The organism is Arthrobacter sp. GAS37 (assembly GCF_044908325.1).
Lineage (GTDB): Bacteria > Actinomycetota > Actinomycetes > Actinomycetales > Micrococcaceae > Arthrobacter > Arthrobacter ramosus.
The window spans coordinates 1-14,990 of sequence record NZ_JBIYDB010000034.1 but is presented as its reverse complement, the minus strand read 5'-3'; the positions used below and the strand labels follow the sequence as shown (position 1 = coordinate 14,990).

The following is a 14,990-nucleotide window of genomic DNA, read 5'->3' as shown; positions in this document are numbered from 1 at the left end:
ACGGTTTGGGCCGCCTGTTACTCGATCGTCTTTTAGCACGTGAAACTGCACCGTGCGCGAAGGTACACTGCTCGTGACGAATCCCCATGTGACTGTCACCACAAAGATTTGTGTTTGGGTATGGAGGTCTTACACACTGTGACCACCGACCGTTACACCCGCAATGATGCAGGAGAAGCATGTTTTCCAAGATTCTGGTGGCTAATCGCGGCGAAATCGCGATCAGGGCCTTCCGCGCTAGCTATGAACTGGGCGCCAAGACCGTAGCGGTCTTCCCGTATGAGGATCGCAACTCGATCCACCGGCAGAAGGCTGATGAAGCCTACCTGATCGGAGAGGAAGGTCATCCGGTCCGTGCCTACCTGGACGTAGACGAAATCGTCCGTGTCGCCAAAGAAGCGGGTGCTGACGCAATCTACCCGGGCTACGGATTCCTGTCCGAAAACCCGGACCTCGCCCGGGCAGCCCAAGAGGCAGGCATCACGTTTATCGGCCCTCCGGCCGAGGTGCTGGAGCTCGCCGGCAACAAGGTCGCCGCGCTCGAGGCCGCCCGCAAGGCCGGCGTACCGGTTCTGAAGTCCAGTGCGCCGTCCCGCGACATCGATGAGCTCATTGCCGCAGCGGACGAGGTTGGATTCCCGATCTTCGCCAAGGCCGTCGCTGGTGGCGGTGGCCGCGGCATGCGCCGGGTGGAGACCCGCGAGGACCTTCCGGAAGCACTCCGGGCGGCCATGCGCGAAGCGGACGCTGCGTTCGGCGATCCCACCATGTTCCTGGAGCAGGCCGTGTTGCGTCCCCGCCACATCGAGGTCCAGATCCTGGCCGATGGCGAGGGCAATGTCATGCACCTCTTCGAGCGCGACTGCTCCCTGCAGCGCCGCCACCAGAAGGTCGTGGAAATCGCTCCGGCCCCCAACCTGGACGAGTCCATCCGCCAGGCCCTTTACCGGGATGCCGTGGCCTTCGCGAAGGCCCTGAACTACGTTAACGCCGGAACGGTCGAGTTCCTGGTGGACACCGAGGGCGAGCGGGCCGGCCAGCACGTCTTCATCGAGATGAACCCGCGCATCCAGGTTGAGCACACGGTCACTGAGGAAATCACGGACGTGGACCTCGTCCAGGCACAGATGCGCATCGCATCGGGGGAGACCCTCGCAGACCTCGGCTTGAGCCAGGAGACGGTATCCATCAAGGGTGCCGCCCTGCAGTGCCGCATCACCACGGAAGATCCCGCCAACGGCTTCCGGCCCGACGTCGGAAAGATCACCGGCTACCGTTCCGCGGGTGGCGCCGGCGTCCGTCTCGACGGCGGCACGGTCTACTCGGGTGCCGAGATCAGCCCCCACTTCGACTCCATGCTGGTCAAGCTAACCTGCCGCGGACGCGACTACCCGGCTGCAGTGGCCCGTGCCCGGCGCGGCCTGGCCGAGTTCCGGATCCGTGGCGTGTCCACCAACATCCCCTTCCTCCAGGCCGTCCTTGCCGACCCCGACTTCATTGCCGGCAACGTGGCGACCGACTTTATCGACAAGCGCCCCGAACTGCTGAAGTCCCACGTCTCCGCCGACCGTGGAACCAAACTTCTGACCTGGTTGGCCGATGTGACGGTCAACAAGCCCAACGGCGAACTCAAGGTCCACACGGACCCCGCAGCCAAGCTCCCGTCGATTGCAGGGATCGTCGCACCGGCCGGCTCGCGCCAGAAGCTGCAGGAATTGGGACCCGAAGGATTTGCGAAGGCGCTGCGCGAGCAGCAGGCCGTGGCCGTCACGGACACCACCTTCCGCGATGCCCACCAGTCGCTCCTTGCAACCCGTGTCCGTACCCGCGACCTCGTCGCGGCCGGCCCCGCGGTCTCCGCGCTGTTGCCCGAACTGCTCTCGGTCGAAGCCTGGGGTGGTGCCACCTACGACGTCGCCCTGCGCTTCCTCGGGGAGGATCCTTGGGACCGGCTGACCGCCCTGCGCAAGGCCCTGCCCAATGTCTGCCTGCAGATGCTGCTCCGTGGCCGCAACACGGTCGGGTACACGCCCTACCCGGAGGAAGTCACCGAGGCATTCGTCAACGAGGCCGCGGCAACGGGCATCGACATCTTCCGCATCTTCGACGCCCTCAACGACGTCAACCAGATGGCTCCGGCCATCCGCGCAGTGCGGGCCACAGGCACCGCGGTAGCGGAGGTGGCACTCTGCTACACCGGCGATCTCCTCGACCCGAGCGAGAACCTGTACACCCTCGACTACTACCTGGACCTCGCCCAGAAGATCGTCGACGCCGGTGCGCACATCCTGGCCATCAAGGACATGGCCGGCTTGCTTCGCCCGGCAGCCGCAGCCAAGCTTGTGAGCGCCTTGCGTGAACGCTTCGACCTTCCGGTCCACCTGCACACGCACGACACCGCAGGCGGCCAACTGGCAACCCTGCTGGCAGCCGTGGAAGCCGGCGTAGACGCCGTCGACGTCGCGTCAGCGTCCCTGGCCGGTACAACGAGCCAGCCGTCTGCGTCGGCCCTTGTGGCCGCCTTGGCCCATACCCCGCGCGACACCGGGCTCAGCCTGGCCAGCGTCAGCTCACTGGAGCCCTACTGGGAAGCGGTCCGCAGGGTCTACGCGCCGTTCGAGTCCGGGCTTCCCGGTCCCACAGGCCGGGTCTACCAGCACGAAATCCCGGGTGGCCAGCTGTCCAACCTGCGCCAGCAGGCCATCGCGCTGGGCCTTGGCGAGCGTTTCGAGGCCATTGAGGACATGTACACCGCCGCGGACCGTATCTTGGGCCGCCTGGTCAAGGTGACGCCGTCGTCCAAGGTGGTGGGCGATCTCGCGCTGCACCTCGTGGGAATCCATGCAGATCCTGCGGACTTCAACGAGAACCCGCAGAACTACGACATCCCGGACTCCGTCATCGGCTTCCTGTCGGGTGAATTGGGAGATCCTCCCGGAGGATGGCCGGAGCCGTTCCGCACCAAAGCGCTTCAGGGCCGCAGCATCAAGGTCCGCGACGTAGAGCTGAGCGCCGAAGACAGTGCAGCGCTCAAGGGCGATTCCAAGTCCCGCCAGAGGACCCTGAACCGGCTGCTGTTCGAGGGCCCGACCAAGGACTACCTCAAGAGCGTAGACACTTACGGCAATCTGTCGGTGCTTGACACCCGCGACTACCTGTACGGTCTCCAGCTCGGCGCCGAACACGTCATGGAGCTCGAAAAGGGCGTGCGCCTGATCGCCTCCTTGGAGGCAGTCTCGGAGCCCGACGAAAAGGGCATGCGCACTGTCATGTGCAAGCTCAACGGCCAGTCCCGCCCCGTGGTGGTTCGTGACAAGTCGGTGGTCAGCAACGTGAAGGCTGCGGAGAAGGCGGATGCGTCCCAGCCCGGCCAGGTCGCAGCGCCGTTCGCCGGCGCCGTGACCCTGACCGTCAAGGCAGGCGACGCCGTCAAAGCCGGCGACACTGTCGCCACCATTGAGGCGATGAAGATGGAAGCATCCATCACGACGCCGGTGGCCGGCACGGTCTCGCGCCTCGCCATCAACAACGTGGAGCAGGTCCAGGGCGGCGATCTGTTGATCGTGGTCGAATAGCGGCTAGCTCGTCCGTGGAGCACGCATGAAGGAAGGTCCCGGGCTGTAAAGCCCGGGACCTTCTTTCTTTGGTTTCCTAAAGCGTCGGGGTGAGGCGGGTCAGGACGCCTTGGGCGCCGAGTACATTTCCTCGATCACTGCATCGAAGTCCTTCATGACCTGGGCGCGCTTGACCTTCAACGACGGCGTGAGGTGGCCGGAAGCCTCGGTGAAGTCGGCCGGCACAATCCGGAACGACTTGATCGCCTCCGCATGGGATACGGACTGGTTTGCGTGGCTGATCAGTTCCTGGACGGCCGCCCGGACGAGGGCGTTGTCCGCGGCATCCGTCGTCGTAGTGGACGCAGGAAGGCCGTGGCGCTCGAGCCAGCCCGGGAGGGCTTCCTCGTCGAGGGTGACCAGTGCGCCGATGAAGGGCCGGTTGTCGCCGATGACAAGGACTTGGGACACCAGGGCGTCTGCACGGATCTGGTCCTCCAGCAGGGCAGGCACGACGTTCTTGCCGCTGGCCGTGACGATGATTTCCTTCTTGCGGCCGGTGATCTTGAGGAAACCCTGTTCGTCCAGTTCGCCGATGTCACCGGTGCGGAACCACCCGTCGACGAAGGTTTCCGCGGCGAGGTCATCCCGCTTGAAGTAGCCCCTCATGACGCAGACGCCCTTGGCGAGGATTTCGCCGTCATCGGCGATCTTGACCGCATTGCCCGGGAGCGGGGCCCCCACCGTGCCGATCTTGATCAGGGACGGTGTGTTGACTGAAATGGGTGCCGTGGTCTCTGTAAGGCCGTAACCTTCGAGGATCTGCAAGCCGATGCCGTGGAAGAAGTGGCCCAGCCTCTCGCCGAGGGGGCCGCCACCGGAGACGGCGTGGCTGACGTGGCCACCCATCGCAGCGCGAAGCTTCCCGTACACCAAACGGTCGAATACAGCGTGCTTGAGCCTCAGCACCAACCCGACGGATCCCGACTGCTGCGCCCTCGAGTAGGCGATTGCGGTGTCCACGGCCTTGTGGAAGATAGCACCCTTGCCACCGTCCTCCGCCTTCGTGAGGGCCGAGTTGAAGACCTTCTCGAAGACGCGCGGAACAGCCAGGATGAAGGACGGTTGGAAGCTTTGCAGGTCCGCCAACAGGTTCTTGATATCCGGCGTGTGAGCCACTTGGGCGCCGGCGGCGACGGCCAGGACGGAGATGAAACGGGCAAAGACATGGGCCAGAGGAAGGAACATGATGGTCTTGGCGTTTTCGTTGACGACATCGCCGAGGGAAGCCAAGGCGTTCTCCGAGAGCTCCACGAAGTTGCCGTGCGTGAGTTCGCAACCCTTGGGGCGCCCCGTGGTGCCGGAGGTGTAGATGATCGTGGCGACGTCGGCTAGTTCCGCGCTGCTGCGGCGCGCCTCGAGTTCCTCGTCGCTGACACCGCTGCCGGCACTGCGAAGGGCGTCAAGGCCGCCGCCTTCAAGCTGCCAGACATGGCCGACCGAGCCGAGGCCTTCGGCGGTGACCGCTTCGCGGATGACGTCCTCGTGGTGCGAAGTCTCGGCGAATGCCGCGACTGCGCCGGAGTCGCCGAGGTTCCAGGCCACTTGCGACGGAGATGACGTTTCGTAGATCGGCACGGAAATGCCGCCTGCAAACCAGACGGCGAAGTCCACGAGGGACCATTCGTAGCGGGTCCTGGACATGATGCCCACCCGGTCGCCCACACCAACGCCGTTGGCGATCAGGCCTTTGGCCAGAGCCGATACGTCCTTGAGGAAGTCCTTTGCCCGGATGTCCTGCCATTGGCCGGCGCTGTTGAGCTTGGCAAACAGTGCCGGGTTGGATGGCTTGGCGGCCTGACGGACCACGAGGTCCGTGATGTTGGTTTCGGGGGCAACATTCACCAGGGGCGGAACACTGAATTCACGCACGATAGCTCCTTCGATATCAACAGACCATTGCGGGGCTGCTCTAACTCTATACGGCCAGGTAATGGGTGTGGCGCAATTCACCTTACTCAAGTTACTGATGAGTAACTTTACGTGAAGCGTGAGATTCCGCCAATGCAGGCGTGCGGGCGCTCCGTCCGCAGGTCCTGCATGTCAGTACATATGCGGCACTCGGAATAGGATGGCGACATGCCACTGAATTCATCCAACGACCAGAACCCGGCAAGAGTTCGGAAGATTTCCTGGTCCGGTTCGGCGTCAACCGGCCGGCGCCCCGGCTCCACGCACGGCGGCCTGCGCTGGGAGTCGGTGCCATGGGCCGCGCGCCGTTCCCATCTCGGCCGCAGGGGGCTGGCGATCGGGATCGACATCGGCGGCACGAAGGTGGCAGCGGGAGTTGTGGATCCCTCGGGCCGTGTGGTCGAGGAAGCGCGGCGCTCCACGCCGGGCAATGACGCCCGGGCAGTAGAGCGGGTGATCGTCGAGCTTGTCCAGGAATTGGGCAGAAGCCACCGGATTGCCTCCGTGGGGATCGGCGCCGCCGGTTGGATGGACCTCGACGGCGGTACGGTGCTGTTCAGCCCGCATCTTGCCTGGCGTAATGAGCCGCTGCGCGAAAACCTGCAGAGCCTGCTGAGGCGCCCGGTACTCGTCACCAACGATGCCGACGCTGCTGCCTGGGCTGAATGGCGCTTCGGCGCTGGTCTTGGGGAGAGCCGCCTCGTCTGCATCACGCTCGGCACCGGCATCGGTGGTGCCATGGTCATGGACGGACGGGTGGAGCGTGGGCGTTTCGGCGTAGCGGGGGAGTTCGGCCACCAGATCGTGGTGCCCGGCGGGCATCGCTGCGAATGCGGCAACCGCGGCTGCTGGGAGCAATATGCTTCCGGCAACGCGCTCGGCAGGGAAGCCCGGGAGCTGGCCCTGCGGAATTCACCGGTTGCCTACGAACTGCTCAAGGCGGCCGGAGGCTCGGCCGAGAACATCACGGGCGTTACCGTGACGGAGCGGGCAAAAGCCGGAGATTCCGCTTCGAGGGAGCTCTTGGAAGAAGTGGGGCACTGGCTCGGGCTTGGCCTGGCGAACCTGGCGGCTGCGCTCGACCCAGGGACGTTTGTTATCGGCGGCGGGCTGTGCGATGCCGGTGAGCTTCTTGTAGGCCCTGCGCGCACAGCGTTCACCCGGAACCTCACCGGCCGCGGTTTCCGTCCCGCGGCAGCCATCAAGCTTGCGGCGCTGGGACCGCGGGCGGGGATGATCGGTGCTGCCGACCTGTCCCGGGTCAGCGGCAGGGCGCGCGGCTAGTACGGGCTCCGCCGCGAGGGGATGCGCAGTGCGACAGTCCGCTTAGATGCGGGCGCCGTCGTCGTTCTCGTCTTTTTCCTGGGGCAGCTTCATGATGAGGTAAACCACTGAGGCCAGAAAGGTCGCCAGGATGCCCATCACTGCCAGGAGCGGCGCCGAGCGCCAGAACATCGCGGTGAACAGCAGGGCGAGCGGGCCGCCCACGGCTCCGATCCAGGCGAGCATGGTCAGCGGTTCGGTGCCGGCCAGGCTCGGCGGGTCCTCCGGGACGAAGCCGTTCTCGTCCTCGACGTCGTAGTCGCGTGGACCGGTCGCTCCACTGCCCTCCCCGCTGCTTGCGGGTTCTTCTGCAGCGCCCCTTTTGGACAATCCAAGAGGGTCGAAGTCCTGGAAGGAACGGGACGATGAGCGGCCTGGAACGTCGTCCGGCCCTGGATCCGGCTCTGTTCCGGAATCGTTGCCGGGTTCCTCCGCCGTCGGCGCCTCGTCGAGGGCCGAGGAAGGCATTGACTCAAGCCGGGCCACCAAATCGAGCCAGACGGCGTCGTCGTCTTTGTTGGCGCTCTGGTCGGGGGAGTCAGGCCCTGGCCTATTCATGGGGTGAATCCCGAAGCTCGGCGGCAGACTGGCTGGCAGGGGCGGAACTGCTTGTCAGTCCTGCCATCGTTTTCCTGATGAACTCGGCCGAGCCCCGGAAAATCTCCAGGGCGTCGTTGTCCAGGGTGGCCACATGGTAGCTGTTCTCCAAGGTGCTGAACTCCATCGAAGCGGTGACCCGCTCCTTCAATTGCTTGATGCTTCGATCCGAAACCACGTGGTCGACGGAGGAACGGAAGACGCGCACCGGTGCGGAAATCCGGGGGAGCAGGGTGACGGTGTCCTTGTACATCTTTTTCAACTCATGGGCGGCGGCGACCGGTGTCCGGGGGTATGCTCCCTCATCCATCCCGGGTTTGAGGATGTCGTTGGCAATGGCCGGGGTGGATTTCATGACGTGCTTGAGGATGCCGACCACGGCGGCGCGGGGATCATCGATCACCAGTCCCGGATTGACGACGACGGTACCGGCCACGGGCCGGGTAGCCGCGATCCGCAGAGCCAGTGTCCCTCCCATCGACAAGCCGGCGGCGAAGACGAAGTCGCACTCGGCCTCGAGCTCGAGGTACGCCGCGTCCACCGCCTGGTGCCACTCCTGCCAGTGCCGCGTGGCCATGTCCTGCCACGTGGTCCCGTGGCCTGGAAGCAGAGGGAGGCGGACAGCGTAGCCTTCCGCCGCCAGGTACTCGGCCCAAGGGCGCATGCTATGCGGACTGCCCGTGAAGCCGTGGCTCATCACGACGCCGATGCTGGGTCCACTACCGGTGAAGTCGCTGGTGTACGGCGAGGGATCGGGGAGAGTGTTCATGATGACTCCGAGGCTACTCTGTTGGCGGCACTGCTTTCCGTGATGAGTCCATCGTGTCACTGTTCGGGACAATTCTCACTGGAGTATGGTGGCTTCTGAGTGCGGGCCGGGACCGTCCGGACGCCTTGCAGACGCCGCCCCGGAGAGGAACCAAAGTGTTCTATTGGGTCATGAAACGGATCTTTTTGGGTCCGCTTCTCAGATTGCTGTTCCGCCCCTGGGTCAAGGGCCTCGACAATGTTCCCCACGTTGGCGCCGCGATTCTCGCTTCCAATCATTTGTCCTTTTCAGACTCGATCTTCATGCCGGTGATGGTGCCCCGGCGCGTCAGTTTCCTGGCCAAGTCCGAGTACTTCACGGGTACCGGACTCAAAGGCAGGCTTACGGCCATGTTCTTCCGGCTCACCAACCAATTGCCGATGGACCGTTCGGGCGGGGCCGCGTCCGAGTTGTCTTTGCAGGCCGGCAGGGACGTCCTGGCCGGGGGCGGCCTGCTGGGCATCTACCCGGAAGGCACCCGAAGTCCCGATGCCAAGCTGTACCGGGGCAAAGTAGGGGTCGCCAAACTTGCACTCCAAACACGGGTGCCCGTTGTTCCCGTAGCGATGATCGGCACCGAGAAAGTCCAGCCCATCGGCAAGCGTTTGCCCAACATCCGCAGGATCGGGATCATTTTCGGGCAACCGTTGGACTTCAGCCGGTACTACGGCCAAGAAGAAGACCATTCCGTTCAACGCGCCGTGACCGACGAAATCATGTACGAACTCATGCGGCTCTCGGGGCAGGAATACGTGGATGAATACGCCGCCGTCGTCAAGCAGCGACTGGCCGGGCAGCTTCCGGAGCCGGCGGGCGGAAGCGAAGCGAATCCAGCCGACGCCGGTGACGAGGGCAGGCGCCCGCCCGGCAACGGTTCAGGGCCGGACGGCGACGGTGCAGTGGCCGGGAAAGTGTGACGACCGGCGAATAAGGGTTACGGAAGCCATGCCCCGAACAGCGGGCAAGGCAACTAGTCTTGGAGAGTGACTGAGCTATCCGCGAACCCCGCACCGTCCATGACCGGCCCCCTGACCAGTTCCCTGGGCAGCCCCCTGACCAGCACCGCGCAAAGTGGCGCGGCAAACTATCCCGGCTTGGACGATTGGCGCCAGCTGCCTATCTCGCAGCAACCCACCTGGACCGATAGGGGCATCTTCGATGCCTCCGTCAAAGAACTCTCCGTGCTTCCGCCGCTGGTCTTCGCGGGTGAAGTCGACATATTGCGCGAGCGTTTGGCCGCCGCGGCCCAGGGCAAGGCATTCCTGCTTCAAGGCGGCGACTGCGCCGAGACTTTCGAGGACGCCACGGCTGACAAGATCAGTGCCCGGGTCCGCACCATCCTGCAGATGGCCGTTGTCCTCACCTATGGTGCGGCCATGCCGGTCATCAAGATGGGCCGCATGGCCGGCCAGTTCGCCAAGCCCCGGTCGTCGAACGAGGAAACGCGCGACGGCGTGACCTTGCCTGCGTACCGCGGCGACATCGTCAACGGCTACGATTTCACCCCCGAGTCCCGCGCCCACGACGCCAGCCGCATGCTGAAGGCCTACCACACCTCGGCTTCCACACTGAACCTCATCCGCGCCTTCACGCAGGGCGGCTTCGCCGATCTCCGCCTGGTGCACCTCTGGAACAAGGGCTTCACCGAAAACCCCGCCCATGCCCGCTACGAGTCCTTGGCGAGGGACATCGACCGTGCCATCAAATTCATGGCGTCCTGCGGTGCCGACTTCGAAGCCCTCAAGCGCGTGGAGTTCTTCGCGAGCCACGAGGCACTCCTGCTGGACTACGAGCGTGCCCTGACGCGCATCGACTCCCGCACGGGACTTCCCTACGACACCTCCGGGCACTTCCTCTGGATCGGTGAGCGCACGCGTGAGCTCGACCATGCGCATGTGGACTTCCTGTCCCGCGTGCGCAACCCGATCGGCGTCAAGCTCGGTCCCGGAACCTCCGGAGACGACGCGTTGAGGCTCATTGACAAGCTGGACCCGAACCGCGAGCCCGGCCGCCTCACGTTCATCACCCGGATGGGTTCCAAGAACATCCGCGAGAAGCTGCCCGCCGTCGTCGAGAAGGTCACGGCCTCCGGCGCACAGGTCCTCTGGGTCACGGACCCCATGCACGGGAACACGGTCACTTCGCCCAACGGGTACAAGACCCGCAACTTCGACGACGTCGTGGACGAAGTCCGCGGGTTCTTCGAAGTCCACCACGCCCTGGGCACGGTACCGGGTGGCCTGCACATGGAAATGACGGGCGACGACGTCGCGGAATGCCTTGGCGGCGCCGATCCCATTGACCAGGATGCCTTCCTGGACCGCTACGAGTCAGTGTGCGATCCCCGCCTGAACCACATGCAGTCCCTCGAGATGGCGTTCCTCGTGGCTGGAGCCCTCACCAAGCGGTAGTCCCCACCAAGCGGAAGTCCAGCAGCACGCCCGAATACGGGAAAGGCGATCCGGAACATTCCGGATCGCCTTTCCCGTACGGGTACGTCCTACACTACGGTCAAGGTGACGACGGAGCCCTCCGGCGCATCGCTGTCCACGGGGTTCTGGTCACGGACAGTGCCGAAGAAGCCACCCAGGATGTTGTTGATCTTGACGTCGAATCCGAGCTGCTCCAAGGCTTTGCGGGCGGCGTCCGCCTGCTTGCCGATGAAGTTGGGGACGTGCACCATTTTCGGACCCTTGGACAGGGTCAACGTGACGGAGTCGCCGCGGATCAAGGTGCCGTTGGCAGGGATCTGGCTGACCACGGCTCCCGCGGGGACCTTTTTGTCGTTGACGGGTTCCGGCGCAATTTTCGCGGTGAATCCGGCGTCGCTGATCGCTTTGACGGCTGCTTGCTGGGTCATGCCGCGGACATCCGGTACGGGGAGTGGCTGCGGTCCCTTGGAAACCACCAATGCCACCGGGGTGCCGTGGCGGACCGCGGTGTCCTGTGCCGGGGACTGGGAGATGACCGTTCCTGAAGGCACTTTGTCGTCATATTGCTCGGTGACTTTGCCGAGCGTCATTCCGGCCACACCAAGGGCATTCTTTGCCTGGTCGAGTGTCAAGCCCGACATCGCGGCAAGCGGAAACAACTGTGGACCCTTCGAGACGAAGAGCGACACTGCTTGGAACTTCCGAACCACCTGGCCGGACGCGGGTTCCGTTCCGACCGCCAACCCTGCCGTGACTTCGTCGTCGAACACGTCTTTTGGCTCGGATTGGAAGCCGGCGGTTCTCAGCAGCTGCTGTGCCTCCGCAACCGTCTTGTTCTTGGTGTCCGGTATGGTTCCGGGCGAGCCGGGCCCCATGCCGAAGAACCAGCCTGCCGCGGTGGCCAGGATCGCCAGGACAATCACGACGATCGTCCAGATCACTGCCCGGCGGCGCGGGTTGCCTTCCCGCAAGGAGCGCGACGGCGTGGCCGCGGCCCGGGCGCGGTCCTTTTCTTCCTGGCGCTCCATCCGCTTGATGTCGCGTTTGCTTGGCGGGGCTCCGGCCGGTGTTTGGGATTCCCGGTCCTGTGGCACCTGGACGTCGAATGCCGCGGCGGCGGGGGAGAATCCCGACGGCGGAAGCACCGTGGTTGGATTGCGCTGGCTTGAGATGATCTCCGTCGGGCGGCCTATCCGTTCCAGGGGCTCCGTACGTTCGGAATGGAGAGGGGCGACTATCGCGGTTGCCCCGGCCGCTTCCTGTTGCCCTTCGGACGTTGCTGCCTTGGCGGCAGGCGGGTTGATGTCCAGTTGCGCGTCGCTCAAGGTTGTGCGGATATGCCGTAGTTCCGACAAGAGCGCAGAACCGTCCACGGGACGCTCTTCAGGTTCCTTCGCGGTGCACCACTGGACGAGTTCGTCCACGTCGGCGGCGAGGCCGGGCACCGCGAGCGAGGGCGGAGCGACGGCCGAGTTGACGTGCTGGTAGGCAACCTGGACGGGAACGTCGCCCGCATAAGGTTGCCCGCCGGTAAGCATTTCGTAAAGCATGATGCCGGTGGAGTAGATGTCGCTCCGGGCGTCCGCGGGTTTGCCGAGGACCAGTTCGGGAGCCAGATATGCGACCGTGCCGATCAGGGCGCCGGTGCTGGTTGTCGCCGTGACCGCCCGGGCGAGCCCGAAGTCGCCCACCTTGATGCGTCCGTCGTCGGCGATCAGGACGTTCTCCGGTTTGACGTCGCGGTGGATCAGCCCCGCCGCGTGGGCGGCCGCGAGCCCTTCGATGACGGGGTCGATCAGTGCAAAGGCCAGCCGGGGCGGAAGCGCTGCCTTCTCGTTGAGGACGTCGCGCAGAGTGTGGCCTTTGATGTACTCCATGACGATGTACGCAATGTGGCCATCCTGTCCCTGGTCGAGGACCCCTACGACGTGCGGGTGGGAAAGGCTCGCCGCGGCCCGGGCCTCGCGCTGCAAGCGGTCCAGGAAATTTTGGTCGTTGGCCAGGTGCGGATGCAGCACTTTGAGCGCCACGTCGCGGTCGAGACGCTCGTCGGTGGCGAGATAGACGGTTGACATTCCGCCGTTCGCGAGGCGCGATCGCACCAGGTAGCGTCCGTCCACGAGGGATCCGAGGAGTTGGTCCGAAACTTGTTCCTGCACCCTACGATCCTAGTTGAGCAAAAACACGGGCCCGAATCGACATGCGATCCGGGCCCGTGTTGTTCGCCGTGACTTAGCTGAAGTTCTTCTTGAGGGCCAGGATCGAGGCGACGTAGGCCTTGGTGTCGTCGTACATGCCGTGCTTGCTCACCGAGTACTGGCCCTGGTAGTAGCCTGCGATGGCGGTGTTCAGATCCTTGCTGGTGTTGACGAGGGCCCGGATGATGGCGACGCCGGCGGTCACGTTGTCATACGGGTCCAGGATGTTGAGCTTGCGTCCCACCAGTTGGGAAGCCCATTCACCGGAGGAGGGAATCACCTGCATCGTGCCGATGGCGTTGGCGGGAGAGACCGCACGCTGGTTGAAGCCGGATTCCTGGAAGGCGAACGCCATGGCCAACGACGGGTCCACCCCCATCCGACGCGCGGTATCGGCGACGATCCCCTTCATCTGGGCGGTGCTGGGGACCGGGGACGCATTGAGCAGGGCCTTGTTCGCGTTGGCTGAACTGACCACCGCCTCCGGGTAGGTGTAGCCCAGGAACGTGCTCGGAACCAAGGGGGCGCTGACCGGAGCCGGGGCCGGAGCCGAGGGCGCAGGAGCGCCCGGGATGGCGAGCTTCTGCCCCGGATAAATGATGGTGCTCATGGACAGCTTGTTGGCCGAGAGCAGCGATGACAAGGACACGCCAAGGCGGGACGCGATGCCACCAAGGGTGTCACCCGACTTGATGGTGTACGAGCCGGTGTTGGCAAGTGCCGGCGCTGCCGGGGCCGCCGGAGCGGAAGCAGGGACGAGTGCCGCTGGAGCCGGTGCCGCGGGCGCCGGTGCGTTCGTTCCCGGGCCGACCTTGATCTTCTGTCCCGGGTAGATGATGGATCGGCCGTTGAGGCCGTTCCAACTGAAGACGTCGGACAGCGCCACGCCGTGGCGGGCGGCAATGCCGCTCAGGGTATCGCCCGACACGACTGTGTAGCTGGCAGCCGACGACGACGCCGGGCTGGGTGCCGGGCTTGGCGCGGGTGCCGGGGCACTTGGAGCACCCGCGGAACCGGACAACTTGATCTGCTGTCCCGGGTAGATGATGGTGTTGCCCGAGAGCCCGTTGAGCTGCAGGACAGTGTTGGTGTTCAGCCCGTAGCGGGCCGCGATGCCGCTGATGGTATCGCCCCGGACGATGGTGTACGTAGCCGGAGCCGCCGGTGCCATGGGCTGCATGGCAGCCGGGATGGTCGCGGCAACCGCGGAGGCGGGAATGACGTTTGCGGCCGCGGCCTGGGCCTGCATGGCCGCAGTCAGCGATGCGGGGATCTTCTGGGTTTGTACCGCCGGAAGCGCTGTTGCCGGTTGGGCGAGTGCCAATGAAGAGAGCATGACGGCGGGCAGCGCCGCTGTGGTGGCCGCAATTATGGGCATGCTCGTTGTCTTCTTGGGCGAGCGGGGCGTCGTCATGGGAGCAATCCTCATCTCAGCAGCGGATGTTGGGAATGCCGCTGTTGCCTGTGTTACTAAAGTTAGTAGTGATGCAAATGTGGTCAATGTGAATCTCTCACATTTTTCGATTCCGCACAAGAAATCCCGGCGCATTCGATTCTTGGGCAATTCGGGGACGCAAATTCCGCCCGTACCGTCCGTCCGGCTAGGCGCAAAGTGCGCGGGCGTGGCAATCTTGATCCGTGAGTAATATAGAAAGCCTCGTTTCCGAATGGCTGCCGCTGCCCGATGTGGCAGAGCTGCTGAACGTTTCAATCACCAAGGTCCACGGTCTTCTGGATGAGCGTGCAGTGGTGGCTGTGAGAGTGGGCGAACGCAATATCCGTTCGATTCCTGCACTCTTTATCCAGGACGGTCATGTGGTGGATAGCCTGAAGGGCACCATCGCAGTGCTTGGCGATGCCGGGTACACGGATGAGGAGCTCATCGCGTGGCTTTTCACTCCGGACGAGTCGCTGCGTGGCCGCCCTGTCGACGCGCTCCGTGAAGGGCGCAAAACTGAGATCCGACGCAGGGCCCAATCGCTTGCCTGGTAAGGGACTCCTGCCTTAAATACAGTGGTGGGGGGGGGGGTTGGTTTTGCGGACCCCCGGATTTTATAAGTACATTTTAAATACCGGAAACGGTAGTTTTTATAAAAATATAAAGGCC

10 protein-coding genes are annotated in these 14,990 nt (G+C 64.3%); 5 read left to right on the top strand and 5 right to left on the bottom strand.

The annotated features are described in order from the left end of the window. Window positions 1-179 precede the first annotated feature (179 nt). Window positions 180-3,575 (top strand): pyruvate carboxylase, encoded by a 3,396-nt coding sequence (locus ABH924_RS19705; protein ID WP_404501563.1) that lies wholly within the window; start codon window positions 180-182, stop codon window positions 3,573-3,575. Between the two features lie 99 nt (window positions 3,576-3,674). Here ABH924_RS19705 and ABH924_RS19700 read toward each other — a convergent pair whose 3' ends face one another. Beyond that, on the bottom strand, window positions 3,675-5,486 hold the full coding sequence (locus ABH924_RS19700; protein WP_404501561.1) for an AMP-dependent synthetase/ligase: 1,812 nt from the start codon (window positions 5,484-5,486) through the stop codon (window positions 3,675-3,677). Between the two features lie 207 nt (window positions 5,487-5,693). Between ABH924_RS19700 and ABH924_RS19695 the strand changes: the two genes are divergently transcribed. Next, a complete protein-coding gene (locus ABH924_RS19695) occupies window positions 5,694-6,809 on the top strand; it encodes an ROK family glucokinase (RefSeq protein WP_234753799.1) in 1,116 nt (371 codons plus the stop codon). A 42-nt stretch (window positions 6,810-6,851) separates the two neighbouring features. Here ABH924_RS19695 and ABH924_RS19690 read toward each other — a convergent pair whose 3' ends face one another. Both ABH924_RS19690 and ABH924_RS19685 read right to left on the bottom strand, forming a co-directional pair. Beyond that, on the bottom strand, window positions 6,852-7,406 hold the full coding sequence (locus ABH924_RS19690) for a hypothetical protein (RefSeq protein WP_404501558.1): 555 nt from the start codon (window positions 7,404-7,406) through the stop codon (window positions 6,852-6,854). Next, complete coding sequence (locus ABH924_RS19685) at window positions 7,399-8,214, bottom strand: carboxylesterase (RefSeq protein ID WP_234753803.1); 816 nt, start codon at window positions 8,212-8,214, stop codon at window positions 7,399-7,401. The genes ABH924_RS19690 and ABH924_RS19685 overlap by 8 nt, the downstream gene beginning before the upstream one ends. Before the next feature lie 155 nt (window positions 8,215-8,369). Here ABH924_RS19685 and ABH924_RS19680 point away from each other — a divergent pair, with 155 nt between their 5' ends. Both ABH924_RS19680 and ABH924_RS19675 read left to right on the top strand, forming a co-directional pair. Then, entirely contained in the window at window positions 8,370-9,170 is an 801-nt protein-coding gene (locus ABH924_RS19680) for a lysophospholipid acyltransferase family protein (protein WP_404501556.1), read from the top strand. Window positions 9,171-9,236: 66 nt separating this feature from the next. After that, window positions 9,237-10,664 carry a class II 3-deoxy-7-phosphoheptulonate synthase gene (locus ABH924_RS19675; RefSeq protein ID WP_404501554.1) on the top strand — a complete coding sequence of 476 codons (1,428 nt, stop codon included), beginning with the start codon at window positions 9,237-9,239 and terminating at the stop codon, window positions 10,662-10,664. Between the two features lie 89 nt (window positions 10,665-10,753). On the opposite strand, the gene pknB is transcribed toward ABH924_RS19675, so the two are convergent. After that, window positions 10,754-12,844 carry a Stk1 family PASTA domain-containing Ser/Thr kinase gene (gene pknB, locus ABH924_RS19670; RefSeq protein WP_404501552.1) on the bottom strand — a complete coding sequence of 697 codons (2,091 nt, stop codon included), beginning with the start codon at window positions 12,842-12,844 and terminating at the stop codon, window positions 10,754-10,756. A 73-nt stretch (window positions 12,845-12,917) separates the two neighbouring features. Further along, window positions 12,918-14,297 carry a LysM peptidoglycan-binding domain-containing protein gene (locus tag ABH924_RS19665; protein WP_404501550.1) on the bottom strand — a complete coding sequence of 460 codons (1,380 nt, stop codon included), beginning with the start codon at window positions 14,295-14,297 and terminating at the stop codon, window positions 12,918-12,920. A 224-nt stretch (window positions 14,298-14,521) separates the two neighbouring features. Here ABH924_RS19665 and ABH924_RS19660 point away from each other — a divergent pair, with 224 nt between their 5' ends. Next, complete coding sequence (locus ABH924_RS19660) at window positions 14,522-14,875, top strand: Rv2175c family DNA-binding protein (RefSeq protein WP_234753809.1); 354 nt, start codon at window positions 14,522-14,524, stop codon at window positions 14,873-14,875. Window positions 14,876-14,990 lie beyond the last annotated feature (115 nt).